Source organism: Bosea sp. 29B (genome assembly GCF_902506165.1).
In the GTDB taxonomy this organism is placed as follows: domain Bacteria; phylum Pseudomonadota; class Alphaproteobacteria; order Rhizobiales; family Beijerinckiaceae; genus Allobosea.
Map to the genome: position 1 here is coordinate 5,258,170 of NZ_LR733817.1, position 25,681 is coordinate 5,283,850.

Annotated in this window: 27 protein-coding genes and 1 tRNA gene; 22 read left to right on the top strand and 6 right to left on the bottom strand. The window is 65.8% G+C overall.

Annotation, left to right across the window (positions count from 1 at the left end; genetic code table 11):
* The first annotated feature begins 156 nt into the window (after nucleotides 1-156).
* Nucleotides 157-1,434, top strand: coding sequence for a TIGR03808 family TAT-translocated repetitive protein (locus GV161_RS25470; RefSeq protein WP_159650408.1), 1,278 nt, complete (start codon nucleotides 157-159; stop codon nucleotides 1,432-1,434).
* Between the two features lie 140 nt (nucleotides 1,435-1,574).
* Here the strand turns inward: GV161_RS25470 and glnA are convergent, their stop codons facing one another.
* Nucleotides 1,575-2,984, bottom strand: a complete 1,410-nt coding sequence (glnA, locus tag GV161_RS25475) for a type I glutamate--ammonia ligase (protein WP_152014686.1) — start codon at nucleotides 2,982-2,984, stop codon at nucleotides 1,575-1,577.
* Between the two features lie 96 nt (nucleotides 2,985-3,080).
* A complete protein-coding gene (locus tag GV161_RS25480; RefSeq protein ID WP_057192756.1) occupies nucleotides 3,081-3,419 on the bottom strand; it encodes a P-II family nitrogen regulator in 339 nt (112 codons plus the stop codon).
* A 290-nt stretch (nucleotides 3,420-3,709) separates the two neighbouring features.
* Here GV161_RS25480 and GV161_RS25485 point away from each other — a divergent pair, with 290 nt between their 5' ends.
* Nucleotides 3,710-5,224: an NAD(P)H-hydrate dehydratase gene (locus GV161_RS25485; RefSeq protein WP_152014965.1), complete on the top strand. Its 1,515-nt coding sequence runs from the start codon at nucleotides 3,710-3,712 to the stop codon at nucleotides 5,222-5,224.
* 66 nt (nucleotides 5,225-5,290) lie between these two features.
* Here the strand turns inward: GV161_RS25485 and GV161_RS25490 are convergent, their stop codons facing one another.
* Nucleotides 5,291-5,854, bottom strand: coding sequence for a PRC-barrel domain-containing protein (locus GV161_RS25490; protein WP_159650410.1), 564 nt, complete (start codon nucleotides 5,852-5,854; stop codon nucleotides 5,291-5,293).
* 189 nt (nucleotides 5,855-6,043) lie between these two features.
* On the opposite strand from GV161_RS25490, the gene GV161_RS25495 reads away from it, so the two are divergent.
* Both GV161_RS25495 and GV161_RS25500 read left to right on the top strand, forming a co-directional pair.
* Nucleotides 6,044-6,307, top strand: coding sequence for a hypothetical protein (locus tag GV161_RS25495; protein ID WP_159650412.1), 264 nt, complete (start codon nucleotides 6,044-6,046; stop codon nucleotides 6,305-6,307).
* 92 nt (nucleotides 6,308-6,399) lie between these two features.
* Nucleotides 6,400-7,356 carry a hypothetical protein gene (locus tag GV161_RS25500; protein ID WP_152014688.1) on the top strand — a complete coding sequence of 319 codons (957 nt, stop codon included), beginning with the start codon at nucleotides 6,400-6,402 and terminating at the stop codon, nucleotides 7,354-7,356.
* Nucleotides 7,357-7,613: 257 nt separating this feature from the next.
* Here GV161_RS25500 and GV161_RS25505 read toward each other — a convergent pair.
* Nucleotides 7,614-7,688: transfer RNA gene (locus GV161_RS25505), tRNA-Lys, on the bottom strand.
* A 144-nt stretch (nucleotides 7,689-7,832) separates the two neighbouring features.
* On the opposite strand from GV161_RS25505, the gene GV161_RS25510 reads away from it, so the two are divergent.
* The 16 genes from GV161_RS25510 to GV161_RS25585 all read left to right on the top strand — a co-directional run bounded on the left by GV161_RS25510 (nucleotide 7,833) and on the right by GV161_RS25585 (nucleotide 21,596).
* Nucleotides 7,833-8,939 carry a hypothetical protein gene (locus GV161_RS25510; protein WP_152014689.1) on the top strand — a complete coding sequence of 369 codons (1,107 nt, stop codon included), beginning with the start codon at nucleotides 7,833-7,835 and terminating at the stop codon, nucleotides 8,937-8,939.
* Nucleotides 8,940-8,973: 34 nt separating this feature from the next.
* Nucleotides 8,974-9,285 (top strand): septum formation initiator family protein, encoded by a 312-nt coding sequence (locus GV161_RS25515; RefSeq protein WP_091829078.1) that lies wholly within the window; start codon nucleotides 8,974-8,976, stop codon nucleotides 9,283-9,285.
* Between the two features lie 276 nt (nucleotides 9,286-9,561).
* On the top strand, nucleotides 9,562-10,647 hold the full coding sequence (gene pdhA, locus GV161_RS25520; RefSeq protein ID WP_152014690.1) for a pyruvate dehydrogenase (acetyl-transferring) E1 component subunit alpha: 1,086 nt from the start codon (nucleotides 9,562-9,564) through the stop codon (nucleotides 10,645-10,647).
* A 65-nt stretch (nucleotides 10,648-10,712) separates the two neighbouring features.
* A complete protein-coding gene (locus tag GV161_RS25525; protein ID WP_152014691.1) occupies nucleotides 10,713-12,122 on the top strand; it encodes a pyruvate dehydrogenase complex E1 component subunit beta in 1,410 nt (469 codons plus the stop codon).
* Nucleotides 12,123-12,124: 2 nt separating this feature from the next.
* On the top strand, nucleotides 12,125-12,508 hold the full coding sequence (locus tag GV161_RS25530) for a hypothetical protein (protein WP_152014692.1): 384 nt from the start codon (nucleotides 12,125-12,127) through the stop codon (nucleotides 12,506-12,508).
* Nucleotides 12,499-13,851 carry a pyruvate dehydrogenase complex dihydrolipoamide acetyltransferase gene (locus GV161_RS25535; RefSeq protein ID WP_152014693.1) on the top strand — a complete coding sequence of 451 codons (1,353 nt, stop codon included), beginning with the start codon at nucleotides 12,499-12,501 and terminating at the stop codon, nucleotides 13,849-13,851. Before GV161_RS25530 ends, GV161_RS25535 begins: the two co-directional genes overlap by 10 nt.
* A gap of 16 nt (nucleotides 13,852-13,867) precedes the next feature.
* Nucleotides 13,868-14,353 (top strand): hypothetical protein, encoded by a 486-nt coding sequence (locus GV161_RS25540; RefSeq protein ID WP_152014694.1) that lies wholly within the window; start codon nucleotides 13,868-13,870, stop codon nucleotides 14,351-14,353.
* A gap of 23 nt (nucleotides 14,354-14,376) precedes the next feature.
* Nucleotides 14,377-14,514, top strand: coding sequence for a hypothetical protein (locus tag GV161_RS25545; protein WP_159650414.1), 138 nt, complete (start codon nucleotides 14,377-14,379; stop codon nucleotides 14,512-14,514).
* On the top strand, nucleotides 14,511-15,203 hold the full coding sequence (locus GV161_RS25550) for an SGNH/GDSL hydrolase family protein (RefSeq protein ID WP_152014695.1): 693 nt from the start codon (nucleotides 14,511-14,513) through the stop codon (nucleotides 15,201-15,203). The genes GV161_RS25545 and GV161_RS25550 overlap by 4 nt, the downstream gene beginning before the upstream one ends.
* A gap of 75 nt (nucleotides 15,204-15,278) precedes the next feature.
* Nucleotides 15,279-16,718, top strand: a complete 1,440-nt coding sequence (gene lpdA, locus GV161_RS25555) for a dihydrolipoyl dehydrogenase (protein WP_152014696.1) — start codon at nucleotides 15,279-15,281, stop codon at nucleotides 16,716-16,718.
* A gap of 162 nt (nucleotides 16,719-16,880) precedes the next feature.
* Complete coding sequence (locus GV161_RS25560) at nucleotides 16,881-17,135, top strand: GlsB/YeaQ/YmgE family stress response membrane protein (protein WP_201303111.1); 255 nt, start codon at nucleotides 16,881-16,883, stop codon at nucleotides 17,133-17,135.
* Nucleotides 17,136-17,181: 46 nt separating this feature from the next.
* Nucleotides 17,182-17,517, top strand: a complete 336-nt coding sequence (locus tag GV161_RS25565) for a GlsB/YeaQ/YmgE family stress response membrane protein (RefSeq protein ID WP_152014698.1) — start codon at nucleotides 17,182-17,184, stop codon at nucleotides 17,515-17,517.
* 72 nt (nucleotides 17,518-17,589) lie between these two features.
* On the top strand, nucleotides 17,590-17,865 hold the full coding sequence (locus GV161_RS25570) for a GlsB/YeaQ/YmgE family stress response membrane protein (RefSeq protein ID WP_152014699.1): 276 nt from the start codon (nucleotides 17,590-17,592) through the stop codon (nucleotides 17,863-17,865).
* Between the two features lie 94 nt (nucleotides 17,866-17,959).
* Nucleotides 17,960-18,958, top strand: coding sequence for a lipoyl synthase (lipA, locus tag GV161_RS25575; RefSeq protein ID WP_152014700.1), 999 nt, complete (start codon nucleotides 17,960-17,962; stop codon nucleotides 18,956-18,958).
* Between the two features lie 13 nt (nucleotides 18,959-18,971).
* Nucleotides 18,972-19,439 (top strand): type II toxin-antitoxin system RatA family toxin, encoded by a 468-nt coding sequence (locus GV161_RS25580; protein ID WP_152014701.1) that lies wholly within the window; start codon nucleotides 18,972-18,974, stop codon nucleotides 19,437-19,439.
* 96 nt (nucleotides 19,440-19,535) lie between these two features.
* Nucleotides 19,536-21,596 carry a fused MFS/spermidine synthase gene (locus GV161_RS25585; RefSeq protein WP_244624078.1) on the top strand — a complete coding sequence of 687 codons (2,061 nt, stop codon included), beginning with the start codon at nucleotides 19,536-19,538 and terminating at the stop codon, nucleotides 21,594-21,596.
* Nucleotides 21,597-21,606: 10 nt separating this feature from the next.
* On the opposite strand, the gene GV161_RS25590 is transcribed toward GV161_RS25585, so the two are convergent.
* Together GV161_RS25590 and GV161_RS25595 are read right to left on the bottom strand one after the other, a co-directional pair.
* Nucleotides 21,607-22,104 (bottom strand): CinA family protein, encoded by a 498-nt coding sequence (locus GV161_RS25590; RefSeq protein ID WP_152014702.1) that lies wholly within the window; start codon nucleotides 22,102-22,104, stop codon nucleotides 21,607-21,609.
* A gap of 4 nt (nucleotides 22,105-22,108) precedes the next feature.
* Nucleotides 22,109-23,302: a bifunctional 2-C-methyl-D-erythritol 4-phosphate cytidylyltransferase/2-C-methyl-D-erythritol 2,4-cyclodiphosphate synthase gene (locus GV161_RS25595; protein WP_152014703.1), complete on the bottom strand. Its 1,194-nt coding sequence runs from the start codon at nucleotides 23,300-23,302 to the stop codon at nucleotides 22,109-22,111.
* Nucleotides 23,303-23,485: 183 nt separating this feature from the next.
* On the opposite strand from GV161_RS25595, the gene dusB reads away from it, so the two are divergent.
* Nucleotides 23,486-24,508: a tRNA dihydrouridine synthase DusB gene (gene dusB / locus GV161_RS25600; RefSeq protein ID WP_152014704.1), complete on the top strand. Its 1,023-nt coding sequence runs from the start codon at nucleotides 23,486-23,488 to the stop codon at nucleotides 24,506-24,508.
* 106 nt (nucleotides 24,509-24,614) lie between these two features.
* A complete protein-coding gene (locus tag GV161_RS25605) occupies nucleotides 24,615-25,667 on the top strand; it encodes an ATP-binding protein (protein WP_244624112.1) in 1,053 nt (350 codons plus the stop codon).
* Nucleotides 25,668-25,681 lie beyond the last annotated feature (14 nt).

Below are 25,681 nucleotides of genomic sequence, written 5' to 3' on the forward strand. Positions count from 1 at the left end.
GCGAGCTTGACGAAATAGGAATTTAAGCCCATTTATGTTCCTGTTTTGTTCACGAAGGGAATTGCAATGCCTTCCTATGCCCTATTCGACGATACCGTTGTTGCGCGTCCGGCTGCAGCTTCATCCGGGTGGACAAGCTTCACCGGATTGCAGGCCGTGTTCGATTTTGCCCGCAGTCAGGGGCGGCCTCTGTTCTTCCAGCCCGGCGTCTACGATTCCGGTACGGTTACGGTCCTTCCGACAAATGGTGGCGGTAATCCGCTCAAGGTGCGGGCGGTTCTCGGATCGGTGGTCCTGCGTTTCAATGGCGTGAATAATTTCCTGAGAATCGAAGGGCACAATTATGCCCAGTTCGAAGGGGTTGTTTTCGATGGCCAGGATCGGCCTCTGACCGACTACGTGTCCGGGCGCCCGGCCTTCATCGCGGTAGCCAATGGCTCGCATGCGATCCGCTTCGACAATTGCCGAATTCTGAACTCGCCCGGCATCGGTGTCTATGTCGCCAGCGGTTCCGAGGCCGTCATTCAATCGACGACATTCGAGCGGCATTCGATCGGAATCTGGAGCGAGAACGCCCAGATCAAGGCTCTGAACAATACGCTCTCTGTGATGCAGAACAACGGCATCGCGGTCTGGCGCGACACCATCACCGGAGACAGCTCCACGATCACCGGTAATTTCATCAATGGCATCGATACCGTCGCCGGTGGAACCGGGCAGAACGGTAACGGTATCAGCATCTTCCGGGCAATCGGCGTCTCGATCACCGACAACAAGATCTTCAACACGAAGTATTCCGCCATTCGCTGCAATGGCGGTGGGCTGCACAATGTCAGCAACAACAACATCTACAACACGCGAGAGGTTGCGATTTTCATCGAAGCCCCCGGGCCCGGTATCGACCTGACCGGTTGCATCGTCTCGAACAACAGCCTCGATACCGTCGGCAACGGCATCCTCGTCGGCAATTCCGGCCAGTTCAATGACGGTGTCTCGCGAAGCGTCATCATCGAGGGCAACCGCCTCTCGAACATCATCGACAACCCGATCCCGGATCCCGGCTACTATCCGCCCTCGACGGTCGGCAACGGCATCGTCGTCGAGCAGGATTGCGTGGTCTCCGGCAACCTGATCGACGGAGCGACGCGTGTCGGCATCATGGCGGGCATCAATACCGGTGCCCGGGACCTCGTCGTCACCGGCAATCTGGTGCGCAGCGTCGCCATCGGCATCGGCGTCTCGAACGAGGCGATCACCAATGCAGGCCGATCGGTCGTGGTCTCCGGCAACATCGTTCGCAGCGCCAGCATCGGCGGCATCGTGCCCGCGGTCTTCACCGGCACGACGATGAACCGGGTCGGCACGGCCGAATACGGCAACGACCTCGCCACCGCAGTGGGCAGCGTCACCTTCGGCCATAACCGCTATCTCTGAGCGGCCTGCGGCGGGCTTGGCCCGCGCCTGTTGCTCCAGCAAAAAACCGGGGCGTTTCCGCCCCGGTTCGAAGGTGGACTGCGGATCGCCGCAGCCAGGAGGAAATCCTGTCCGGACCCGAAGCCCGGCCGGAAACCTGCTCAGTAGGAATAGTACATCGTGAACTCGACCGGGTGCGGCGTCATCTCGAAGCGCGCCACGTCCTGCATCTTGAGCTCGATATAGCTCTCGATGAAGTCGTCGGTGAAGACGCCGCCGGCCTTGAGGAAGGCGTTGTCCTTCTTGAGCGCATCGAGCGCCTCGCGCAGCGAGCCGCAGACGGTCGGGATCTTCTTCAGCTCGCGCGGCGGCAGGTCGTAGAGGTCCTTGTCCATCGCCGGGCCGGGATCGATCTTGTTGAGGATGCCGTCGAGGCCGGCCATCGTCAGCGCGGCGAAGGCGAGGTAGGGGTTCGCCATCGGATCGGGGAAGCGAACCTCGACGCGCTTGGCCTTCGGCGAGGTCGTCCACGGGATACGGCAGGAGGCCGAGCGGTTGCGCGCCGAATAGGCGAGCAGCACCGGGGCCTCATAGCCCGGGACCAGGCGCTTGTAGGAGTTGGTCGACGGGTTGGTGAAGGCGTTCAGCGACTTGGCGTGCTTGATCACGCCCCCGATGAACCACAGGCACTCCTGCGACAGGTCGGCGTATTTGTTGCCGGCGAAGAGCGGCTTGCCACCCTTCCAGATCGACAGGTGGACGTGCATGCCCGAGCCGTTGTCGCCATAGACGGGCTTGGGCATGAAGGTCGCGGTCTTGCCGTAGCTCTGCGCGACGTTGTGGATCGCGTACTTATAGACCTGCATGGTGTCGGCCATGTGGGTCAGCGTGTCGAACTTCAGGCCGAGCTCGTGCTGGGCCGAGGCGACCTCGTGGTGGTGCTTCTCGACCTTGGCGCCCATGGCCGCCATGGCCGCGAGCATCTCGCCACGCATGTCCTGCGCCGAATCCTGCGGCGGAACCGGGAAGTAGCCGCCCTTGATCGCGATGCGGTGGCCGAGATTGCCGCCCTCGTATTCGGTCTGGCCGTTGATCGGCAGCTCGACGCTGTCGAGCTTGAAGCCGGTGTTGTACGGATCGGCCGAGAACTTGACGTCGTCGAAGACGAAGAATTCGGCTTCGGGGCCGACGTAGACGGTGTCGCCGATGCCGGTCGACTTCAGATAGGCCTCGGCCTTCTTGGCCATGCCGCGCGGATCGCGGCTATAGGGCTCGCCGGTGGCCGGCTCGAGCACGTCGCAGTTGATGACCATGGTCGAGGCCGAGAAGAACGGGTCGATGCAGGCCGTCGACGGGTCGGGCATCAGCAGCATGTCGGACTCGTTGATCGCCTTCCAGCCGGCGATCGAGGAGCCGTCGAACATCGTGCCCTCGGCGAAAATCTCCTCGTCGATCATCGAGACGTCGAAGGTGACGTGCTGCCACTTGCCGCGCGGATCGGTGAAGCGGAAGTCGACGTATTTGACGTCATTGTCCTTGATCGCCTTCAGGACCTCTTTGGCGTTCTTCATCTCACGACTTCCTTTGTCGACTGCTAGGGTCTCACGACAGACGCTGCCTGCGGGGCTCCGCCGGCGCACGCATTCCTTCGGGGATGGGAAAAATCCTCAGATCGCGTCCGCGCCGGACTCGCCGGTGCGGATGCGGATCGCCCCCTCCACGCTCGATACAAAAATCTTGCCATCGCCGATCCGGCCGGTCTGGGCGGCTTTCTTGATCGCTTCGATTGCGCGCTCGACCATGTCGTCGGCCAGCACAATCTCGATCTTCACCTTCGGCAGGAAGTCGACCACGTATTCGGCGCCGCGATAGAGCTCGGTATGCCCCTTCTGGCGGCCGAAACCCTTCGCCTCGAGCACCGTGATGCCTTGGAGGCCAACCTCCTGCAGCGCCTCCTTCACCTCGTCGAGCTTGAAGGGCTTGATGATCGCTTCGATCTTCTTCATGCGCCGACCGACCTCCTTGGCGTGACCTTCGACCACTGTACGCAGCCTTTTTCCGTTCTGACCATGGCGGCCGGCCCGGATCAACCTCGGCGCGTCCAGCAAAAACCTCGCCTGTGCTGCTCATAGCATCGGCGCAGTCCGGCCGCCATGACGCCCCCCGGGGCAAACCGCCTCTTGAAGAGGCGAAAAACAGTCCAAAAAATATGCAGATGCCTATATCGCGTGCAAACAGGAGAATCGCCCGCATTCTTGCCTCGGCGCCCGCGCCAGCAGACAATCCTTGGATGACGATGGCTGCTGATCTCTCGCCCCTCGCTCTGCTCAGCGTCGCCGAGATGGCGGCGGCAGATGCGGCGACCATCGCGGCGGGCACGCCGGGCGTCGTCCTGATGGAGAGGGCAGGCAAGGCGGTCGCAGACGCGGTGATGCGGCGCATCCGCCCCGGTCATAGCGTCCTCGTGCTGTGTGGCCCCGGCAACAATGGCGGTGACGGCTTCGTCGCAGCTCGCCTGCTGGCGGAGCGCGGCTGCCGAGTCACGCTGGCGCTCGCCGCCGACCCCGCCGCCTTGAAGGGTGACGCCGCGCTGGCGGCGCAGGGCTGGACAGGCCCGGTCGCGGCGGCCGGTCGAATCGACCCGGCCCGACATGGCCTCGTGGTCGACGCCCTGTTCGGCGCCGGGCTCAGCCGTGCGATCTCCGGCGAACTCGCGGCACTGGTCGAGCAGGTCAACGCCGCCGGCCGAACCGTCGTTTGCGTCGACGTGCCGAGCGGGGTCCATGGCGATACCGGGCTCGCGGATGGCCCCGCTATCCGCGCCGCCGAGACCGTGACCTTTTTCCGGCTGAAGCCCGGCCATCTGCTCCAGCCTGGCCGATCGCTCTGCGGTGTTGTCACCTTGGCCGATATCGGCATCCGGCCCGAGACCATCTTCGCACCGGACAGGATCACGCCATCGACCTTCCGCAACGCTCCAGGCCTCTGGCGTGCTCATTGGCCGGACCATGACGCAGGCGTTCACAAATATGCCCGCGGTGCAGTTGCAGTCGCGGCGGGCGGATTGTCCGGTGTCGGAGCGCCGCGGCTCGGTGCCCGTGCAGCGCTGCGTATCGGCGCGGGGCTCGCGACGATCATCTGCCGGCCAGAGGCACTGGCTGCGCATGCGGCGCGCGGCCCCGATGCCCTGATGCAACGCGCGGCGGCCGACCCCGCGGCCTTCGAGGCGATGCTGTCCGCGGGCAAGGTCGACGCGCTTTTGATCGGGCCGGCGCTCGGCCTCGACGATGAAGCGCGGTCCTGGGTGGCGGCAGCGCTGCGCAGCGACCGGCCTTGCGTCTTTGATGCCGATGCGCTGACTCATATCGGCGCGCAGCGGCCAGCCTTCACCGATCTGCTGCAGCAGCGCGCGGGGCCGGCGGTGCTGACGCCACATGAGGGCGAGTTCAAGCGCCTCGTCGCCGATGTCGCGGGCTTCGAGCCCGAACGCGGCAAGCTCGAGCGGGCACGCCGCGCCGCCCGACTGATGGGAGCGGTTGTCGTCCTCAAGGGGGCGGATACCGTCATCGCCGCGCCTGATGGGCGCGCTGCGATCAACGGCACCGGCTCTCCCGCCTTGGCCACGGCCGGCTCCGGCGACGTCCTCGGCGGGATCGTCGCCGGCCTGCTGGCGCAGAAGATGCCGGGGTTCGAGGCGGCCTGCGCCGCAGTCTGGCTGCATGGGCGCGCCGGCGAGGAGGGCGGCATGGGTTTGATCGCAGACGACCTGCCGGAGGCACTCCCAGGCGTGCTGGCCGAGATCCACGACTGAGACCGTCCGGCGAAAAAAAGCCCGCCCTGGAGAGGGCGGGCCTTCAGTGAGCCTTGTCGGGCCGTTCTAGCGGGCGGCGTAAGTCACGGCCGGAGCGGAAGTGAGCTGCTCCTTGGTCATCGTGATCTTGCCGTGGTCCGGATACATCTCCGAGCCCTTCTTGGCGGCCGGCGGCGCGTTCATCGCGGTACTGCCGGCAGCGCCCGTTCCGCCCGCAGGAGCCGGGACGGGAGTGACCATCGGCTCCTCGCTCCACTGCACCTGCTCGAACGGGATCGCGACATCCTTGGTGCCGATGCCGAGGAAGCCGCCGACGCCGACGGTGACGATCTCGATCTTGCCGGTCTTGTCGAACACCACCTCGGTGACGTCGCCGACCTTCTTGTTGTCGGGGCCGTAGATATCGACGCCCATCAGCTTCGACGCCCGCCACTTGCCCTGGCCGGCGAGGTTGTTTTCGGGAACCTTGGCTGTCTCCTTGGCCGGCGCCGGCGCGGCCGGTGCGCTGGTCGCCGGCGCGGTCGGCTGCGGGCTCGGTGGCTGGTTCGAGGGCGCGCTGGTCTGCGCAACAGCAGCGGCGGCAAGCATGACGCCGCCGATGGCCGTCAATGCAACGTGACGCTTGTACATCGTATTTCCTCCTGTCATGTCCGCACGTGCGGAATGATCGAACAACGCGGAAACGGCGTTTTGGTTCGCGTATAGGGAGCATGCGCCTGCCGTTTGATGGGGACGGAAGCGTGGGGCGCCTGTCGGCTTAGTGCTTCGGTAAGGCCTGTGTGCGTTGCTGGCGGGCCGCCATGAGAGCTCGGAGCCTGGATGCGCAGGAATCTCACGCTTCTGAGCCTCGCTGCCCTCGGCATGATCGCGACAACCGTCCCCGCCGCAGCCTTCTGGGAGCGCTCGCAATGGCGCGTCTGCTCGGAAGGGACGACGGCAGCCGACTACCAGCGCTGGCGCTGCTGGGAGCTCGACGGTTATGGCGGAGTGATCGCACCGTCGGGAGGCCAATCCTTCGGTGGAAGACCTCTGCGGCAGCTGCGGGGGAAGCCGCCGGGCGGCATAGGCGAACGTCTGGGCTGAGACGGTAGCGCAGGGCGGCCTGCCCATCCAAATGAAGGACTTCCGGCGTCTCGCCTTGCCTCATGCTGGCGGCATCCCCCGGAGGATTCCTCATGCCGATCAGCGCCCATATCCATACGTCGTTGGGAAATATTCCCGGGCAATATTATACCCGCTGCCCGCAGGACAGTTTCGGCACGGAACTCATCCCGGTCCGTCAACAGTCGCGCTTCTCTACGATCGAACAGCTCATCGAGCAGATCGCGGCCAGCCATGCCGCACACAACCTGATCGTCTGCCATGGTCATGACGGCGGGCTTGCGATCAACCTGTCCAGGAGGACAGGCATACCCGGCGACGCCAAGTCCTTCATCGAGCTCATGAACGCGATCGCGTCGGCGGCCGAGAGCTTCCGTCGTAAAGAGAAGCCGAAAATCGATGCTCCGGCGGGCGTGGACGACGACGAATTGGCGCGTATCGCCAAGAAGGCGGCGGCGATCAAGCGGGATCCGAAAATCATTATTCGAGGCTGCAGTATCGGCAAGAGCGAGCCGGTGCTTCGCAGCATTGGGCGCGCCTTCGGCGGCTCGGGCATCGACGCGCCGAAGGTCCCCCAGATCTATGTCACCTTCAACCCAAGCCGCATGACCATCGAGGCGTTGGGACGCAAAGCCGCCAGCAGCCACAACGCGGAGAAGAAGCGCTACAAGCTGTTCTTCGGATACGAGGAGGAACTCGGCTTCGTCATTCCGGATGCGAACAAGAACGCGAAAAATCGGCTCCGTGGAATGCGCGGCGCCGGCGCGCTCCTGGTCGAGGTTGAATATCCGGCATTCGATCCGCACGATCCTTATAATCAGCATCATGCGGCCAGCGACGCATGGGCGAGCGAGCCGGGCAAAGGCTCGCTATGGGGCGAGATCCTGAATCATCTCTGGTACGCGGCACCGGCCGGCCCGGCTGGGCGGCGCTTCATCGGCAAGATACTCTGGGTCGAAAACACGCCGCGGATCATCTTCCCCGCTGAAGGCGACTACCAATCGTTCCATCGCACCATCACGAAGCTGTAGCGGCCGCGCGCGAATGTCGACAGGTCCTGCCTGCATCGCGGCGAGCTGCCTTGTGCCGCGGGATGATCCTTCCGGGAGCTGCGCGAACGCCGCTTCGGCGGCACCCGATTCCTGCCACCGGCGCGACCGGCGCCGTGAACATTCCGGGAATGTTATCGCCCCAAGTGCGAGACGCGGCCGGCTTCCCAGCGTCGCGAGACATCGCATCATTCCAGCTGATTTGGTTCCATTTTATTAGCAGAATCAACATCTTGTGTTGGTGAGCGGGGAGGGGATCGAACCCTCGACCACATGATTAAAAGTCACGTGCTCTACCACTGAGCTACCCGCCCTCACCGGCGCGCTTCCCGTTCGCTCGATCAGCGAAACGATCATGCAGCGCACCAATTCAGTCTGCTCTGGTGCGCTGACATAGGCAGGTGGCGCGCGCCGGTCAACATTGTTCCGGCGGGCGCATCGTGGCAGAAGCCGTGCCGATGGCGAACGAGCGTGCAACCGGAGCAGCGTCGAGCAGCGCACCGCAATACTGGCGCGGCTGGACCACGGCGTTCGCGCTTGCCGCCGTGACGCTGACGGCCTTGCTGCTCGGCTTCATCGTCGTGCTCGATCCCTATGGTGCGCGCCTGCAGGCCGGCGAGCCCGCGCGGCCGCTGATGGATCTCAACCAGCGCTTCATGTACCCACAGATCGTCAGATCGGGCGCTTTCGATTCGGCCGTGTTCGGCACGTCGACGCTGCGTCTGCTCGATCCGCAGATTCTGTCGAATGGGTTGTCCGCCCGCTTCGCCAATCTCGGCATGAACGCCGCGACGCCCTGGGAGCAGAGCCAGATCGCCGGCCTGTTCGCGCGCAAGGTTTCGGCCCCGAAGGTCGTGATCTGGGGTATCGACCAGACCTGGTGCGAAGCGGATGCGGCCGAGGAGGCGCGCCGGTTGACGCCGCGGCCATTCCCGCCCTGGCTCTATGACGACAGCGCCTGGTACAACTGGCCAAAGCAGCTCAACGTCACCACGCTGGAGATCGCGCTGCGCCTGGCCGCCCACCGGCTCGGCCTGCAGCCGGAGCGCCTGCGCAGCGACGGCTACGAGGTCTTCACCCCGCCCGAAGAGACGTACGATCTCGCTCGCGCGCGCTTCCATCTCTATCGCAGCCATGGCGGTAAAGTGCCTGATCTGGCGCCTCAAGCACCTGCCGCCGAGGTGTCGGCTGCCGAGCGCGCGAGCTGGCGCTTCCCGGCACTCGCCTGGCTGGAGCAGGGACTCGCCGCATTTCCGGCATCGACGCGGCGTCTGATCGTGCTGCCCCCGGTACATGCCGGCGCGATGCCGCGCGAAGGCAGCGTGGCCTGGCAGCGCTTCGATGCCTGCAAGGCGCAGATCGCGGCGATCGCGGCACGTCAAAAGGCAGTGGTCGCCGACTACACCCATCCGTCGGGGTTGACCCGCGAGGATTCCAACTACTGGGATCCTCTGCACTATCGGTTGCCGATCGCGCGCCGGCTCGAAGCCGATCTGATCACGCTGGGGCAAGGAGAGCGAGCTCCGGACGACCCGGCCTTGATCGTGATCGGCGCCCATCGTTAACGGCGCATCAACCAAGCGACTCTACCGTGACGGCATGGTCATCCGCCGCGGTCTCCGTTCCGTCCTCGTCACGCTCGCGCTCTATCTCGTGTCGAGCGCCGTGGTCGGCTATTTCCTGTTCCACGCGCAGCACGGCGCGCGCGGGCTCGAGACCTCGGCTGGCCTGCGCGAGAAGCTCGGCGAGATGGAAGCGGAACTCGCCAGCCTGAACGGCGAGCGGCAGGACTGGGAGAAGCGCCTGGGCCTGATGCGCGACGAGGCCATCGATCGCGACCTGCTCGAGGAAAGGGCGCGTGCCGTGCTCGGGCGCATCCATCGCAACGACGTCGTCGTCATGGGGCGTTGAAGCCCCGGCCGTGCCCTTGAGGCGTGGCCAGCGAGCCGACGTTCCAACTTGGAAAACAGCTTTACCGATCGGCTGCGAGGTCCTGGTCGAAAGCGGCGCTGAGCCGGCTTTCCCAACGTCAATGGTCGCAAAAAGATCGATTAACCGATAATCGGTTAAATTACATTATCTCAGATACAACAGATAGTTAGCCTATGTTGCAGTGCGAGATACCCGTCTCGCCAAGGTCTGGGGCTTCCTCTACAACCAAAGCAGTAGAGCTCGGGAGGACCGTTCATGGCCATTGCCGCACGGAAGACGAAAGCAGGGGCGCCTGCGAAGGCGGCCGCAAAGGCGCCAGCAAAGAGCGCTTCGAAAGGTGCGACCAAGACGCTTTCGAACGTCCCGACCTTCAACAAGGACGAAGACCTCCACGCCTATCGCGAGATGCTGCTGATCCGCCGCTTCGAGGAGAAGGCGGGCCAGATGTACGGCATGGGCCTGATCGGCGGCTTCTGCCATCTCTATATCGGCCAGGAAGCCGTGGTCATCGGCATGCAGATGGCCTCCAAGGAGGGCGACCAGGTCATCACCGGCTATCGCGACCACGGCCACATGCTGGCTTGCGGCATGGAATCGCGTGGCGTGATGGCCGAGCTCACCGGCCGGCGCGGCGGCTATTCGCACGGCAAGGGCGGCTCGATGCACATGTTCAGCCGCGAGAAGAATTTCTATGGCGGCCACGGCATCGTCGGCGCCCAGGTTTCGCTCGGCGCCGGCCTCGGCTTCGCCAACTGGTATCGCCAGGACGGGCGCGTATCGATGGCCTATTTCGGCGACGGCGCGGCCAATCAGGGCCAGGTCTATGAGAGCTTCAACATGGCCGAGCTCTGGAAGCTGCCGGTCGTGTTCGTGATCGAGAACAACCGCTACGCCATGGGCACCGCGGTCAACCGCGCCTCGGCCCAGACCGATTTCTCCAAGCGCGGCGTCTCCTTCGGCATTCCGGGCGAGCAGGTCGACGGCATGGACGTCCGGGCCGTGCGCGAGGCGGCGAGCCGCGCCATCGAGCATGCCCGCTCCGGCAAGGGTCCCTACATCCTGGAAATGCAGACCTACCGCTATCGCGGCCATTCCATGTCCGATCCGGCGAAGTATCGCTCGAAGGACGAGGTCCAGCGCATGCGCGAGGAGCACGACCCGATCGAGCAGGTTCGCGCCCGCCTGACCCGCGAGCACAAGGTCGGCGAGGACGAACTCAAGACGATCGACGCCAAGGTCCGCGAGATCGTCAACGACGCCGCCGAATTCGCGACCCATGATCCCGAGCCGGACGTCTCCGAGCTCTGGACCGACATCCTGCTGGAGCCGGCGCAGGCCTGAAGGCCGCGCTCGATCCTCCCCGCCCTTTCAGCCCTCGCGGCCATCCCAGAAATCCGGGTGCGTAAATGCCGATCGACATTCTGATGCCCGCCCTGTCGCCGACCATGGAACAGGGCAAGCTCGCCAAATGGCTGAAAGCCGAGGGCGACAAGATCAAGGCCGGTGACATCATCGCCGAGATCGAGACCGACAAGGCGACCATGGAGGTCGAGGCGGTCGATGAAGGCGTGCTGGCGAAGATCCTGATCGCGGATGGCACCGAGAACGTCGCGGTCAACACGCTGATCGGTCTGATCGCCGCCGATGGCGAGGACGTATCCGCCGCCGCGAACGGTGCTGCCAAGGCGGCCCCGGCTCCGCAGGCGGCGGAAGCTCCCGCACCGGCGGCACCGGCCGAAGCGCCTGCCAGCCCGGCTCCCGCCGCGGCCGCGAGCGTTCCGGCACAGGCGAAGTCCTACGACGCCTCCTCCGAATTCCCGGCTGGCGCCGAGATCGTCTCGATGACGGTGCGCGAGGCGCTGCGCGACGCCATGGCGGAGGAGATGCGTCGCGATGCCGACGTCTTCGTCATGGGCGAGGAGGTCGCCGAGTACCAGGGCGCCTACAAGGTCACGCAGGGGCTGCTGCAGGAATTCGGCGCACGCCGCGTGATCGACACCCCGATCACAGAGCACGGCTTCGCCGGCATCGGCGTCGGCGCGGCGCTGACCGGCCTGAAGCCGATCGTCGAGTTCATGACCTTCAACTTCGCCATGCAGGCGATCGACCACATCATCAACTCGGCCGCCAAGACGCTCTACATGTCCGGCGGCCAGATGGGCTGCCCGATCGTCTTCCGCGGCCCCAACGGCGCCGCCGCCCGCGTCGGCGCGCAGCACAGCCACGACTACGCCGCCTGGTACTCGAACGTGCCCGGCCTCAAGGTGGTGATGCCTTACAGCGCTTCCGATGCGAAAGGGTTGCTCAAGAGCGCGATCCGCGATCCGAATCCGATCATCTTCCTCGAAAACGAGATCCTCTACGGCCGCTCCTTCGACGTGCCGAAGGGCGATGATTTCACGATTCCGATCGGCAAGGCCAAGGTGGTGCGTCCGGGCAGCGACGTCACCATCGTCTCGTTCGGCATCGGCATGACCTATGCGCTCGGCGCGGCCGAAGCGCTGGCCAAGGAAGGCATCGAGGCCGAGGTCATCGACCTGCGCACCATCCGGCCGATGGATATCGAGACGGTCATCGCCTCGGTGCAGAAGACCAATCGCTGCGTCGCGGTCGAGGAAGGCTTCCCGCAGTCCGGCATCACCGCCGAGATCGGGATGAAGATCATGGAGGCGGCCTTCGATTATCTCGACGCGCCCGTCGCGCGCGTCACCGGCAAGGACGTGCCGATGCCCTACGCCGCCAATCTCGAGAAGCTGGCGCTGCCGAATATCGGCGAGGTCGTCGCGGCGGCCAAGGCCGTCTGCTACCGGGCCTGACCATGCAGGTGACGATCGGAGCCATGCTGGTTTCGGTCGGCCTCGCGGCGATCGGGGGGCTGGCGAGCTATGCCTATGTCCGGCCCCGCAAACGGTTGGCGCCGCGCCCGCTGACACCGAAAGACCTCGCCACGACGCGGCTCTATCTGCACCGTGTCGACGTGCTCTCCTTCGTGCTCGCCGCCGCCGGCGTGCTGACGCTGATTCCGGAAAGCGTCCAGGCTTTCGCGCCCGAACTCATGGCCGGCACGACGCTGGCCGGAACGGCGCTGGAGCATCTCGACTATATCGCCTTCGTTCTTGTCTCCGTCAGTTTCGGCATGGGCGTCATCCGCCGCATGCTGTTCATCGCATTGGAAAAAGCGAGCCTCCAGCCATGCCCGTGAACATCCTGATGCCCGCGCTCTCTCCGACGATGGAGAAGGGCAATCTCGCCAAGTGGCTGAAGAAGGAGGGTGACGCCATCAAGTCCGGCGACATCATCGCCGAGATCGAGACCGACAAGGCGACCATGGAGGTCGAGGCGGTCGACGAGGGCGTCCTCGCCAAGATCGTCGTGCCTGAAGGCACCGCCGACGTCGCCGTCAACGAGGTGATCGGCGTGATCGCGGGCGAGGGTGAGGATGCCAAGAGCGTCTCCGCGCCAGCCAAGGCCGATGCGCCCAAGGCCGGAGCCGCCAAGCCGGACGCGCCTGCGCCGAAGGCCGAAGCCAAGCCTGAATCGACGCCGCAGGTCACCGCGGAATCCGGCTTGAACACCGGTGGCAAACCAGTCTCGGGTGATCGCCCCTTTGCCTCGCCGCTGGCACGCCGCCTCGCCAAGGACGCCGGCATCGACCTCGGCAAGGTCCAGGGCTCGGGCCCGCATGGCCGTATCGTCGAAAAGGACATCGAGGCCGCCAAGCAGGGCGGGGCGGCCAAGGCCGCGCCTGCTTCTGCAGCCGGCGCTCCTGCCGCGCCGAAGCCTGCGGCCGCGCCGCTCGCGACCGGCCCCTCGGACGAGCAGACCAAGAAGCTGTTCGCGCCGGGCTCCTATGAAGAGATCCCGCATGACGGCATGCGCAAGACGATCGCGCGCCGCCTGACCGAAGCCAAACAGACCATCCCGCATTTCTACGCCACGCTCGATTGCGAGCTCGACGCGCTGCTCAAGCTGCGCGCCGAGCTCAATGCCGCGGCGCCCGAGAAGGACGGCAAGCCGGCTTACAAGCTTTCGGTCAACGACATGGTGATCAAGGCTCTCGCCCTCGCCTTGAAGGCGGTGCCCGATGCCAACGTCTCCTGGACCGAAGGCGCGATGCTGAAGCACAAGCACGCTGATGTCGGTGTCGCGGTCTCGATTCCGGGCGGGCTGATCACGCCGATCATCCGCGACGCCTGCCACAAGACGCTCTCCCAGATCTCCAACGAGATGAAGGACATGGCGGCACGGGCTAAAGCGCGCAAGCTGAAGCCCGAGGAGTACCAGGGCGGTACTACGGCCGTTTCCAATCTCGGCATGTTCGGCATCAAGGACTTCGCCGCGGTCGTGAACCCGCCGCATGCGACGATCCTGGCCGTCGGCGCCGGCGAACAGCGCGTCATCGTCAAGGGTGGCCAGCCGGCCGTCGCGACGGTGATGTCGGTGACGCTCTCGACCGACCATCGTGCCGTCGACGGAGCGCTCGGCGCCGAGCTGCTCCAGGCGTTCAAGGGCTATATCGAGAAGCCGATGGCGATGCTGGTGTGAGGGCGCAAGGAACCCGATGGCCGATGAACGCAATCACCGGACCGACGGCAGGCGTCTTGCCGCAGTGTCCGTGGTGATTGCGCTCCTGTCGCTGGGTGCCTCGTTGCTGCAGAACCTGAACTATGCCCGTGGCATCGACAGCGTTCAGCGCAACGTTCTGCGAACGGAAAGCCTGCGGACCTGCAAGGAAATGATCGACATCTTCTTTCGCTTCAGGCTGAAGGCGGAGATGGCCAATATGGCCGATCCGAACCCGATGGCGGCGGTCGAGCTGAAAGGACTTGCCTATCAATTCGGAGCCTTGGGCACGTTCCTCGCAAATTTCCACGCCGAGGTGGCGCGCGAGCGCTACACGGCCCTGACCTGGCAGATGAACCGGATCGCTGAGGTGGCGGCGAAGCTGTCACAGCCCGAATTCGCCAAACTGTTCGATGAGGCTGACAAGCAGTTCGGTACGATCAACGAGGATTGCGTCAAAGCCGCCACCGGCCATCTCCTCTGACTGGCGCTGCAAGGGAGAACTCGATGCACGACGATACCATCACCATCGGCTCCGGTCCGAATGACGATACTGTCGCAATTTGCGCCGGCGAGGGCGGCCTGCACGTTTGCAAGCGCGATATCGAAAAGCTGACGGTGATTTCTGTCGTGAGGCGGCGATGACCCGCCAGGCCCGCATTCTCGCCTTCGGCGATTCCCTGACCTGGGGCCGCATCGCCAACCGGCCTGAGCGGCATGGCGACGACGTACGCTGGCCGCGCGTTCTGGAGAAGGCGCTCGGTGGCTACGCTACGGTGATCGAGGAGGGGCTCAACGGGCGCCGGATCGCGCTCGAGGATCCGTTGCGGCCTTATCGCTCCGGCATCTCGCTGCTGCCGCTCTTCATCGAGTGCCATGCGCCGCTGGATCTCGTCATCCTGATGCTCGGCACCAATGACTGCCAACGCCAGCACTCGCTGGCGCCCTACGACGTCGCCCGTTCGATGCGGATGCTGGCGCAGGTGGCGCAGCGTCCGCCCGTCGAGCCCGGCATGCCGGTGCCCGAGGTGCTGATCGTTGCGCCGCCGGTCGTGCGCAGGCCCGATGATCCCGAGCACGAGGCCAATTTCTTCATGGAGGGCGCGCCCGAGAAGATGGCGCTGCTGGCGACCTATTATCGCCGCATCGCCGACGAGATCGGTGTCAGCTTCTTCGATGCGGCGGCGGTAGCGACCGTGACCGGCGAGGACGGCATCCATCTCGACGCCGAGAACACCTGCGCAATCGGGCTGGCATTGGCGCCTGTCGTCGACGGCCTGCTCGGCCTGCCGCTACCGGCACGTGGGCCGGCGCTGCGGATCGCAGGCCCGTGAACGAGGTTCGACCGGGGCCTGGCCCCGCAACAGCAACACTGCCCACGGTGGGCGGAAAGAGCCGAGGCATTTCCCATGGCTGACTACGACATCATCATCATCGGCTCCGGCCCCGGCGGCTATGTCGCGGCGATCCGCGCAGCGCAGCTCGGCTTCAAGACGGCGATCGTCGAGCGCGAGCACCTCGCCGGCATCTGTTCGAACTGGGGCTGCATCCCGACCAAGGCGCTGCTGCGCTCGGCCGAGATCCTGCACTACGGCCAGCACGCCAAGGACTACGGGCTGACGCTGGAAGGCTCATTCAAGGCCGATCTTGAGGCGGTGGTGAAGCGCTCGCGCGGCATCGCGGTCAGGATGAACAACGGCGTCCAGTTCCTGATGAAGAAGAACAAGGTCGACGTGATCTGGGGCGAGGCCAAGCTCAGCAAGGCCAACACGATCATCGTCGCGCCGACCAAGAAGCCGGCGATGCAGCCGCAGGGGCCGGTGCCGAAGGGCGCCAAGGGCGAGGGCACCTACACCGCCGACCACATCATCGTTGCGACCGGCGCCCGTCCGCGCGTCCTGCCCGGGCTGGAGCCGGACGGTAAGCTGATCTGGACCTATTTCGAGGCGCTGGTGCCGCCGACCATGCCGAAATCGCTGGTGGTGATGGGCTCGGGCGCGATCGGCATCGAGTTCGCGTCCTTCTACCGCACGCTCGGCGCCGAGGTGACAGTGGTCGAGGTGATGCCGCAGGTCGTTCCCGTCGAGGATGCCGAGATCGGTGCCTTTGCGCGAAAGGCCTTCGAGAAGCAGGGCATGAAGATTCTGACCTCGACCAAGGTCACCAAGGTCGAGAAAGGTGCAAACTCCGTCACGGCCCATATCGAGGACGACAAGGGCAACAAGCAGACGATCACCGCCGAGCGGATGATCTCGGCCGTCGGCGTTGTCGCCAATGTCGAGAATCTCGGTCTGGAGGCGCTCGGTGTGAAGCTCGATCGCGGCGTGATCGCGATCGACGGGCTCTGCCGCACCAATGTGAAGGGCATCTACGCGATCGGCGACGTCGCCGGCCCGCCGATGCTGGCGCACAAGGCCGAGCACGAGGCGGTGATTTGCGTCGAGGCGATCAAGGGCCTGCACCCGCATCCGATGGACAAGGCGATGATCCCCGGCTGCACCTATTGCCACCCGCAGATCGCCAGCGTCGGCCTGACCGAGGCCAAGGCCAAGGAAGCCGGCCACCAGCTCAAGGTTGGCCGCTTCAACTTCGTCGCCAATGGCAAGGCCGTGGCGCTCGGTGAGGACAGCGGCATGGTCAAGACGATCTTCGACGCCAAGACCGGCAAGCTGCTCGGCGCGCACATGGTCGGCGCCGAGGTCACCGAGCTGATCCAGGGCTTCGTGGTCGCGATGAACCTCGAGACCACCGAGGAAGAGCTGATGCACACCATCTTCCCGCATCCGACCCTGTCGGAGACGATGAAGGAGGCCGTGCTCGACGCTTACGGCAAGGTACTGAACGCCTGAGTCCTTCCGTCATTGCGAGCGCAGCGAAGCAATCCAGAGCGTAGAGCTCTGCCGCCCCTGGATTGCTTCGTCGCAGCGCTCCTCGCAATGACGGGAAAGCGCCGCATCGTTCACATCCGCTTCACATAAGCTCGGCGATCCTCACGTCATTGTTTCGGGAGGATCGCCATGGACCTTCGTGCCGTTCTCGTTGCCATTGCCATCGGCGCGGTTGCCGGCTGGCTCGCCAGCATCGTCATGGGCGGCGGCGGGCTGATCCGCTACATCATCACCGGCCTGATCGGTGCCTTCGTCGGCAGCTTCCTGCTGCAGTTCCTTGGCATCAGCCTCGGCATCGGCAATCCGTTGATCTCGCAGATCGTCACCGCGACGATCGGCGCGATCGTCGTGGTCTTTCTCGCCCGGCTGGTCGCCTGATCGGCGGGCGCTGGCATTTGTCGATGGTGCAAGCCATATCGGCCCGATGAGCCGCGCCCGCAAATCCGCCAAGCCCGACAAGATCGTGCCCGATGAGAAGGTCGAGATCCTGCCGCCGCGGCGAGGTCCGACGCTCGACTGGCATCGCCTCCTGCCGCCTGTCGCCTTCGGCACGGCCGCGGGCTTCATCGCCAGCCTGGTCGTCGGAGGTGGCGGCTTCCTGCGCCATGCCGTGGTCGGCCTGCTCGGCATGCTGGTCGGCCAGGGCATTGTCCACGTCACCGGCTGGCGGGCGAGCACCGGCTACCGCTTCCTCGACTCGATGGCGATGGCGGTGATCGGCGCAATTCTGGTGGTGCTGCTGGCGCGCTTCATTGCGTGACGGAACCAGGCCGCGTTCAGCGCGTTGTGGTTGGCGGCCGGAGGGCCGGTTTTCGAGGGCAGGGGGATTGCCATGAACGACCAGATCTACGCTGCGCTCGGCACGCCGGGCTATGGCTTCTTCATGACGCTGCTGATCGGCATCATCGCCGGCTGGATCGCCGAGCGCGTCACCTCGTCGGATCATGGCCTCTTCACCAACATGATCGTCGGCGTCGCCGGCTCCTTCGTCGGCAGCCGGCTGGCCGAACTGCTGGAGATCCCGGTCTTCGGCTTCTGGCGCACGCTCGTCGCGGCGATCGCCGGTGCCTGCCTGCTGATCGTGGTCTGGCGCGCGGTGCGCAACTGAGTCCCATCTCGCGCGGGTTGCCCGAGCGGCGCTTCGGCATTAGCTAGACGGGAGTGGCTGCCCGTCGTGGCGGCAGCAGGAAGCGGACCCGTCCATGGCCGTCGTGCTCGACCTTCTCAACCGCGATCCGCGCCCCAATGCCGGCAACCCGAAATCCGAGGTGAAGCCGGAGCTGCGCCACCCGGAAAAGCAGAAACGGCCGGAGAACCCGATCCTGCGCAAGCCGGACTGGATTCGCGTGAAGGCCCCGGGCTCGCCGAAATGGGCCGAGACCCAGAAGATCGTGAAGGCCGAGAAGCTCGTCACCGTCTGTGAGGAGGCGGGCTGCCCCAATATCGGCGAGTGCTGGGAGAAGAAGCACGCCACCTTCATGATCATGGGCGACACCTGCACGCGCGCCTGTGCCTTCTGCAACGTCAAGACCGGCGTGCCCGAGGCACTCGATCATGACGAGCCGCGCAAGGTCGCCGATGCCGTCGCCAAGCTCGGCCTCGAGCATGTCGTGATCACCTCGGTCGACCGCGACGATCTCAAGGATGGCGGCGCCGAGCATTTCGCCCGCGTCATCCGCGCCATCCGCGAGGCTTCGCCCGGCACGACGATCGAGATCCTGACGCCGGACTTCCTGCGCAAGCCCGGCGCGCTCGAAGTCGTCGTCGCGGCCAAGCCCGACGTCTTCAACCACAATCTCGAGACGGTCCCCGGCAAGTACCTGAAGGTGCGTCCCGGCGCCCGCTATTTCCACTCGCTGCGGCTGTTGCAGCAGGTCAAGGAACTCGACCCGACCATCTTCACCAAGTCCGGCATCATGGTCGGCCTCGGCGAGGAGCGGAACGAGGTCCTGCAGCTGATGGACGACCTGCGCTCGGCCGAGGTCGATTTCATCACCATCGGCCAGTACCTGGCCCCCTCGCGCAAGCACCATGCGGTCATCCGCTTCGTCACGCCGGACGAGTTCAAGAGCTTCGAGACCATCGCCTATGTGAAGGGCTTCCTGATGGTCTCCTCGACGCCGTTGACGCGCTCCTCGCACCATGCCGGCGAGGACTTCGCCAAGCTGCGGGCAGCACGCGCGGCCAAGCTCGGTAATTGATCGGCCCATATCCATGCCGATGTTCAACAGCACCCGCCGGGTGAAGCATTCGCCCGCAGAGATGTATACGCTCGTGGCGGATGTCGAGAAATACCCGCAGTTCCTGCCGCTCTGCGAGGGGCTGACGGTCCGCCGGCGCACGCCGCGCGAGGGCGGCGGGGAGGTGCTGCTCGCCGACATGACCGTCGGCTACAAGGCGATCCGCGAGACCTTCACCAGCCGCGTCACGCTCGACCCGGCGAACCTCAAGATCCTGGTCGAATATGTCGACGGGCCGTTCCGCTATCTGGAGAACCGCTGGAGCTTCAAGCCGCTCGATACGGGCAGCGAGATCGGCTTCTTCATCTCCTACGAATTCGCCAGCCGCATGCTCGGCCTGCTGATGGGCGCGATGTTCGACAAGGCCTTCCGCAAGTTCGCCGAGGCCTTCGAGAAGCGCGCCGACGCGATCTATGGCAACAGCCCGGCGGCGCTCACCTAGTTTTAAGCGGCCTACGCCATTGTTCCCTTGTTCCGGCAGGGGGAAGGCATGGAAGCTCCAGTGATGCAGACGCGTGCCGGTGTCGGGACGCGTCGGATGAGCGCGGTGTTACCGGTCTTCGCCGGCACGATCTTTCTGTCCGCCTTCCTGCTCTTCGGCATCCAGCCGATGTTCGCCAAGATGGTGCTGCCGAGGCTTGGCGGCTCGCCCGCAGTCTGGTCGACGGCCATGGTCTTCTTCCAGGCCATGCTGCTCGCCGGCTATGCCTATGCGCACTGGCTGGTCAGCCGCTTCAGCGTGCGGCGCGCCGCCCTGATCCACATAGCCCTGATGATCGTGGTCGTAGCGACCTCGCTGCCGATCGGCATCGCCGCAGGCTTCGAACGCCCGCCGCAACAAGGCGAATTCGCCTGGCTTCTGCTGCTCTTCACCGCGTCGGTCGGCTTGCCCTTCTTCGCCGTCTCCGCGAACGGGCCGTTGCTTCAGGCCTGGTTCGCGCGCACCGGGCATGCCCATGCCCGCGATCCCTATTTTCTCTATGCCGCCTCCAATATCGGCAGCTTCCTGGCGTTGCTCGCCTATCCATTCGCGGTCGAGCCGACGCTGAGACTGGCGACACAGGCCTCGGCCTGGGCGTGGGGCTTTGGCCTGCTGCTCGCCGGTATCACGGCCTGCGCCGGATTATGCATCGGGCGCTCGGCGAGCAGGCTCGACACCACACCGCTCGTCGCAGAGACCATCCCGACCAGCCGCAAGCTGCATTGGCTTTTCCTGGCCTTCGTGCCATCGGGCCTGCTGGTCGCAGTGACCGCTCACATCTCGACCGACGTCGCGTCAGGCCCGCTGCTCTGGGTCGCTCCGCTGGCGCTCTTCCTGCTTACCTTCGTCATCGTCTTCCAGCGCAAGCCGCTGCTCCGCCATGGCTGGATGTTGAATGCGCAGCTGCTGCTCGTCCTCTGCTACATGGCCGCGACGATGCTTCATCTGCGCCTGGGCTCGGGCGGTGAGCTCGTCCTCCACCTCGCCGTCCTGTTCGTCACGGCGATGGTCGCGCATGGCGAGCTGGCGCGGCTACGGCCTTCCGCGGCCGGGCTGACGGGATTCTATCTCTGGATGTCGCTCGGCGGCGTGCTGGGCGGGGTGTTCGCCGCATTGCTGGCGCCCTTGCTGTTCAACTCGGTCGCCGAATATCCGCTTCTGGTGGTGGCGGGCATGCTCTGCCGTCCGGGCTTCACCTCGATCCGGTTGCGGCGCTGGCAGAGCGTCGCGCTCGCCTCCGTCGCAGCTCTCGCGAGCGCGAGCCTGATCGCGCGCGAAATGGTGCGAACGGACTCGGTTCGCTCGTTCTTCGGCATCCATCGCATCACCGAGACCACGGATGGCCGCTTCCGTGTGCTCAGTCACGGCAGCACGGTCCACGGTGCGCAGCGCCTGCGCCAGGACGACGGCACGCCGGTGTCCGGGCGCCCCGAGCCGCTGACCTATTATTTCACCGGCGGCGGCATCGCTGACGGGATCGACTCCGTTCGCCAGGCGAGGGGAGGCACGCTTGCCGCGGTCGCGGCCGTCGGTGTCGGCACCGGCTCGCTCGCCTGCCAGGTCCGCGCCGGCGAGGACTGGCGCTTCTACGAGATCGATCCGGCCGTGATCAGGATCGCGACCGATCCGGCACGCTTTGGCTTCTTCAGCGCCTGCGCGCCCGCACCGACCTTCGTGATCGGCGATGCGCGGCTGACGCTCGGCGATGCGCGTGACGGATCGCTCGATCTGATCGTCGTCGATGCCTTCTCCTCCGATGCGATCCCTGTCCATCTGCTCACCGGCGAGGCCCTGGCGCTCTATATGCGCAAGCTCAAGCCGGATGGTGCCGTGCTCCTGCACATTTCGAACCGGAACATGGAGCTCGCTTCCGTTGTGACGGCGACCGCCGCCGCACAAGGGCTCGCGACCTGGCTCAACAAGCCCGTCCGCACGGCCGAGGATCTGCGGGCGATGAAGACTGCACCGGAGGTCGCCCTTGTCCTGCGTCCGGGAGTCGATCCCGGTCCGGTCGTGAGAAGGTGGAATCAGCCGACCGGTCCCGGGACGACCCGTCCCTGGAGCGACGATTATGCCGACATCGTCGGAGCCATCTGGCGGCAGTTTTCGCTGAAATAAAGGCCGCGGCCTACTCTACCGTCAGCGCGGCTTCGCGTAGCAGGTCGAGCGCCTCCAGCACGCTGAGGCGCCTGATCTCGTCACGGCCCTGCGCGCCGAAGCGCTTTTCGCGATGCAGCGTCCGCGTCCCGTCGGCGCAGGCGAAATGCACCAGCCCGACCGGCTTCGCCTCGCTGCCGCCATCCGGGCCGGCGATGCCGGTGATCGAGACGGCAAGCCGCGACGACAGCCGCTCGCGGCCGCCTTCCGCCATGGCGCGCGCGACCGGCTCGCTGACCGCGCCATGCTGGCAGATCAGCTCGGCCGGGACACCGGCCAGCACCGTCTTCGCCTCGTTGGAGTAGGTCACGAGCCCGCCGAGCACCATGCTGGACGAGCCGGAGATCGCCGTCAGGGCGCCCGCAACCAGCCCGCCCGTGCAGGATTCGACCGTCGCGACGGTAATGCCGCGCTCGCGCGAGATGGTCAGCAATTCGGCGGCCAGCGAACGGATGTCGAGATCGAACATGGCCTCACTCCGGTTCCGGCAGGCGGATCGTCGCGGTGGCGAGTGCAGCGAGGCCCTCGCCACGCCCGGTGAAGCCGAGACGCTCCGAGGTCGTTGCCTTCACGCCAACCTGGTCTAGGCGCAGGCCCGCGATCTCGGCGATGCGGGCGCGGATGGCATCGCGATGCGGGCCGACCTTCGGGCCCTCGCAGACGATGGTCAGGTCGAGATGATCGATCCGCCCGCCGCGCTGCTGGACACGTTGGGCGGCGAAGGCGAGGAAACGGTCCGAGGAGGCGCCGCACCATTGCGGATCGCTCGGCGGGAAATGGCTGCCGATATCCCCATCGGCCAGGGCGCCCAGCACGGCATCGGTGAGCACATGCAGGGCGACGTCGCCGTCGGAATGGGCCGTGACCCCTCGGCTGTGCGGGATGCGGATGCCGCCGAGCCAGACATGGTCACCCTCGGTGAAGGCGTGGACGTCATAGCCGGTGCCGGTGCGGGTGACGAGTGGGCGGGCGAGGCGCTGCTCGGCCAACTCGAAATCGCCGGGATAAGTCAGCTTCAGGTTCATCGGATCTCCGGCGAAGGTCGCGACCCGGTGGCCGGCCCATTCCATGATGGCGGAATCGTCGGTGAAGCCGCCGGCTCCGGCGGCATGGGCGGCCCGATGCGCGGCCAGCAGCGGCTGGAAGGCGAAGGCTTGCGGCGTCTGTACCGAAACGAGCTGCTCGCGCGGCAGGGTCTCTTCGATCAGTCCTGACGTGTCGACGCGCTTGACGGTATCGGTGACCGCGAGAGCCGGGATCGCGGCGGTGTGCTCTGCGCTCGCCGCCAGCGCCCGCTCGATCAGAGTCGATGAGACGAAGGGGCGGGCTGCGTCATGCACGAGCACGCTGCCCGCGAACCCGGCGGCAGCGAGCGCCTCCAGTCCTGCGCGAACCGAATCCTGCCGGGTCTCGCCGCCTTCGATCGGTGCTGTCAGCCGGGCACGGGCCGCCTCCGAAAGATGGTTGATCGCATCGTCGTAGCGTGCGGCATCGCCCGCTCCGATCACCACCAGCGCGGTGCCGATCCGGCCATCCGCCAGGAAGGGCTCGAGCGTACGGCACAGCACAGGCAGGCCGCCGAGCCGTTGGTATTGCTTCGGAGCCTCAGCTCCGGCGCGCAGGCCGCGCCCGGCGGCAACGATCAGGGCTGCGACGGCCGGTGTCATCGATCCTCTTGGGTCCGGATTACGGGGCCTCGCTGATAGGACGGCAAAGGCCTGCCGCCAAGTCATCAGCACGTCGAAGCAGGAAGCGACATGAGAATCCATCTCCGCGCATGTCGATATTGCATTGCAACATGGTGTGAAATTCTCTTGCGCGGCGCACCATTTGTCCAATAAATCGGCAGAATGGAAACTGCCTCAAATTCGGGCGAGCGTAAAGCGTCGATCGGCGGGCTGCTGCCGGTCTCGCGCGCTTTCCTCGCGCCGATGTCGGGCGTGACCGATCTCGCCATGCGCCGGATCGCCGCGCGCTTCGGCGCCGGGCTCGTGGTGTCCGAGATGGTCGCGTCGGACGAGCTCGTCCGCGGCAGCGAGGAGGCACGGCTGCGGGCCGAGGGCGCCGGCGTCACGCCGCATGTCGTCCAGCTCGCCGGCTGCGAGGCGCGCTGGCTCGCCGAAGCCGCGCAGGTCGCCGAGGCGTCGGGCGCGGATATCGTCGACATCAATATGGGCTGCCCGGCCAAGCGCGTCGTCGGCGGTTGGGCCGGCTCGGCGCTGATGCGCGATCTCGACCATGCCGTCGGCCTGGTCGAGGCCGTCGTTGCAGCGGTGAAGGTGCCGGTCACGGTCAAGATGCGGCTCGGCTGGGACGATGCCAGCCGCAACGCGCCGGAGCTGGCGCGCCGGGCTGTCGTTGCCGGCGTAGCTGCGATCACCGTTCATGGCCGCACGCGGCAGCAATTCTACAAGGGGCAGGCCGACTGGGCCGCGATCCGCCCGGTGCGCGTGGCCGGCACGTTCCCGCTGGTCGCCAATGGCGACATCGCGACATCGGCACAGGCGCGATCCTGCCTGGAACGGTCGGGCGCCGACTATGTCATGGTCGGTCGCGCCGCGATGGGCCGGCCCTGGCTGCCCGGCGCGATCGGCGCCGAGCTCTCCGGCCGCGAGCCGGTGGAGATTTCGCTCGCCGCCAAGCACGACATCGCCCGCGAGCATTATGAGGGCCTGCTGTCGCTGATGGGGCGCGAATCCGGCGTCCGTCATGCCCGCAAGCACCTTGCCGCCTATGCCGACGAGGCGCTCGCCAGCGGGCTGGAGCCCGACGAGAGCGCCCGCCGCGAACTGCTCACCACCACTGAACCCGCGCGCGCGATCGCTGCGCTCAGGCAATTGTTCTCAAGCGACCGCCTCGGCGCCGCCGCCTGATCACGAAAGTCCGCATATGACGATGGCGATATTCAACGACGGTGTGGAGGGGCGGCACGATCCCTTGTCCGACCTGCTCGAAATCCAGGCACTGAACGTCCTGCCCATGCCCGTGCTGGTGATCGGGGAGCGGCATGGCATCCTCTACGCCAACACCGCTGCCGAAGATTTTTTCCAGGCCAGCGCGCTTGTCCTGAAGCGCCAGCGCCTCGATGACCTCGTCGCCTTCGGCTCCCCGGTCCTGGGACTGGTCGAAGAGGTGCAGCGCCGCGGCGCCAGCGTCAGCGAGTATCGGCTCGAGCTCGCCTCGCCTCGGCTCGGCCTCGACCGGATCGTCGACGTCTTTGCCTCATTGCTGCCCAGCCAACCCGATGCCGTGGTGCTTCTGCTGCAAGAACGAACAATTGCCGAAAAAATGGACAGGCAATTGACGCATAGAGGGGCAGCCCGCTCAATCACGGCGCTCGGCGCCATGCTGGCGCATGAGATCAAGAACCCGCTCTCCGGCATCCGCGGGGCGGCGCAATTGCTCGAGGCTTCGGTCGGCGACGAGGACCGCCTGCTGACGCAGTTGATCTGCGACGAGGCCGATCGGATCGTGAAGCTGGTCGAGCGCGTCGAATTGTTCGGCGACGAGCGTCCGAGCGAGCGCGGGCCGGTCAACGTCCATGACGTGCTCGACCATGTGAAGCGGCTGGCGCAGTCGGGCTTTGCCCGACACATCCGCTTCAGCGAAGCCTACGATCCGTCGCTGCCTCCGGTCGCCGGCAATCGCGACCAACTCGTCCAGGTGCTGCTCAACCTGGTCAAGAACGCGGCCGAGGCGATCGGTCAGGATGCCATGGACGGCGAGATCACGCTGACCACAGCCTATCGTCCGGGCATCCGCATGCAGGCGCCTGGCTCCGGTACCCGGCTCGCTCTGCCGCTCGAGATCGGCGTCCGCGACAACGGGCCTGGCGTGCCGCCCGACCTGCACCAACTCCTGTTCGATCCCTTCGTCACCACCAAGGCGCAGGGAAGTGGCCTTGGACTTGCACTCGTCGCCAAGGTGATCGGCGATCACGGTGGAATCGTCGAATGCGAGTCCGCGCCGCGACGCACGACATTCCGCATTCGATTGCCCCTGCACGAGGCGAAGCCGTCTCAGGCCGGGTGAAAAGACGAGTAGGA

Bases quoted from the DNA above. Each gene is read 5' to 3' on its own strand.
- GV161_RS25545 (WP_159650414.1), top strand. From the start codon at position 14,377: ATGCACGACGATACCATCACCATCGGCTCCGGTCCGAATGACGATACT.
- GV161_RS25530 (WP_152014692.1), top strand. From the start codon at position 12,125: ATGCAGGTGACGATCGGAGCCATGCTGGTTTCGGTCGGCCTCGCGGCG.
- GV161_RS25570 (WP_152014699.1), top strand. From the start codon at position 17,590: ATGAACGACCAGATCTACGCTGCGCTCGGCACGCCGGGCTATGGCTTC.
- lipA (WP_152014700.1), top strand. From the start codon at position 17,960: ATGGCCGTCGTGCTCGACCTTCTCAACCGCGATCCGCGCCCCAATGCC.
- GV161_RS25485 (WP_152014965.1), top strand. From the start codon at position 3,710: ATGGCTGCTGATCTCTCGCCCCTCGCTCTGCTCAGCGTCGCCGAGATG.
- dusB (WP_152014704.1), top strand. From the start codon at position 23,486: ATGGAAACTGCCTCAAATTCGGGCGAGCGTAAAGCGTCGATCGGCGGG.
- GV161_RS25585 (WP_244624078.1), top strand. From the start codon at position 19,536: ATGAGCGCGGTGTTACCGGTCTTCGCCGGCACGATCTTTCTGTCCGCC.
- GV161_RS25535 (WP_152014693.1), top strand. From the start codon at position 12,499: ATGCCCGTGAACATCCTGATGCCCGCGCTCTCTCCGACGATGGAGAAG.
- GV161_RS25490 (WP_159650410.1), bottom strand. From the start codon at position 5,854: ATGTACAAGCGTCACGTTGCATTGACGGCCATCGGCGGCGTCATGCTT.
- GV161_RS25590 (WP_152014702.1), bottom strand. From the start codon at position 22,104: ATGTTCGATCTCGACATCCGTTCGCTGGCCGCCGAATTGCTGACCATC.
- pdhA (WP_152014690.1), top strand. From the start codon at position 9,562: ATGGCCATTGCCGCACGGAAGACGAAAGCAGGGGCGCCTGCGAAGGCG.
- GV161_RS25500 (WP_152014688.1), top strand. From the start codon at position 6,400: ATGCCGATCAGCGCCCATATCCATACGTCGTTGGGAAATATTCCCGGG.
- GV161_RS25510 (WP_152014689.1), top strand. From the start codon at position 7,833: ATGGCGAACGAGCGTGCAACCGGAGCAGCGTCGAGCAGCGCACCGCAA.
- GV161_RS25495 (WP_159650412.1), top strand. From the start codon at position 6,044: ATGCGCAGGAATCTCACGCTTCTGAGCCTCGCTGCCCTCGGCATGATC.
- lpdA (WP_152014696.1), top strand. From the start codon at position 15,279: ATGGCTGACTACGACATCATCATCATCGGCTCCGGCCCCGGCGGCTAT.
- GV161_RS25595 (WP_152014703.1), bottom strand. From the start codon at position 23,302: ATGACACCGGCCGTCGCAGCCCTGATCGTTGCCGCCGGGCGCGGCCTG.
- glnA (WP_152014686.1), bottom strand. From the start codon at position 2,984: ATGAAGAACGCCAAAGAGGTCCTGAAGGCGATCAAGGACAATGACGTC.
- GV161_RS25525 (WP_152014691.1), top strand. From the start codon at position 10,713: ATGCCGATCGACATTCTGATGCCCGCCCTGTCGCCGACCATGGAACAG.
- GV161_RS25540 (WP_152014694.1), top strand. From the start codon at position 13,868: ATGGCCGATGAACGCAATCACCGGACCGACGGCAGGCGTCTTGCCGCA.
- GV161_RS25480 (WP_057192756.1), bottom strand. From the start codon at position 3,419: ATGAAGAAGATCGAAGCGATCATCAAGCCCTTCAAGCTCGACGAGGTG.
- GV161_RS25580 (WP_152014701.1), top strand. From the start codon at position 18,972: ATGCCGATGTTCAACAGCACCCGCCGGGTGAAGCATTCGCCCGCAGAG.
- GV161_RS25550 (WP_152014695.1), top strand. From the start codon at position 14,511: ATGACCCGCCAGGCCCGCATTCTCGCCTTCGGCGATTCCCTGACCTGG.
- GV161_RS25515 (WP_091829078.1), top strand. From the start codon at position 8,974: ATGGTCATCCGCCGCGGTCTCCGTTCCGTCCTCGTCACGCTCGCGCTC.
- GV161_RS25605 (WP_244624112.1), top strand. From the start codon at position 24,615: ATGCCCGTGCTGGTGATCGGGGAGCGGCATGGCATCCTCTACGCCAAC.
- GV161_RS25565 (WP_152014698.1), top strand. From the start codon at position 17,182: ATGAGCCGCGCCCGCAAATCCGCCAAGCCCGACAAGATCGTGCCCGAT.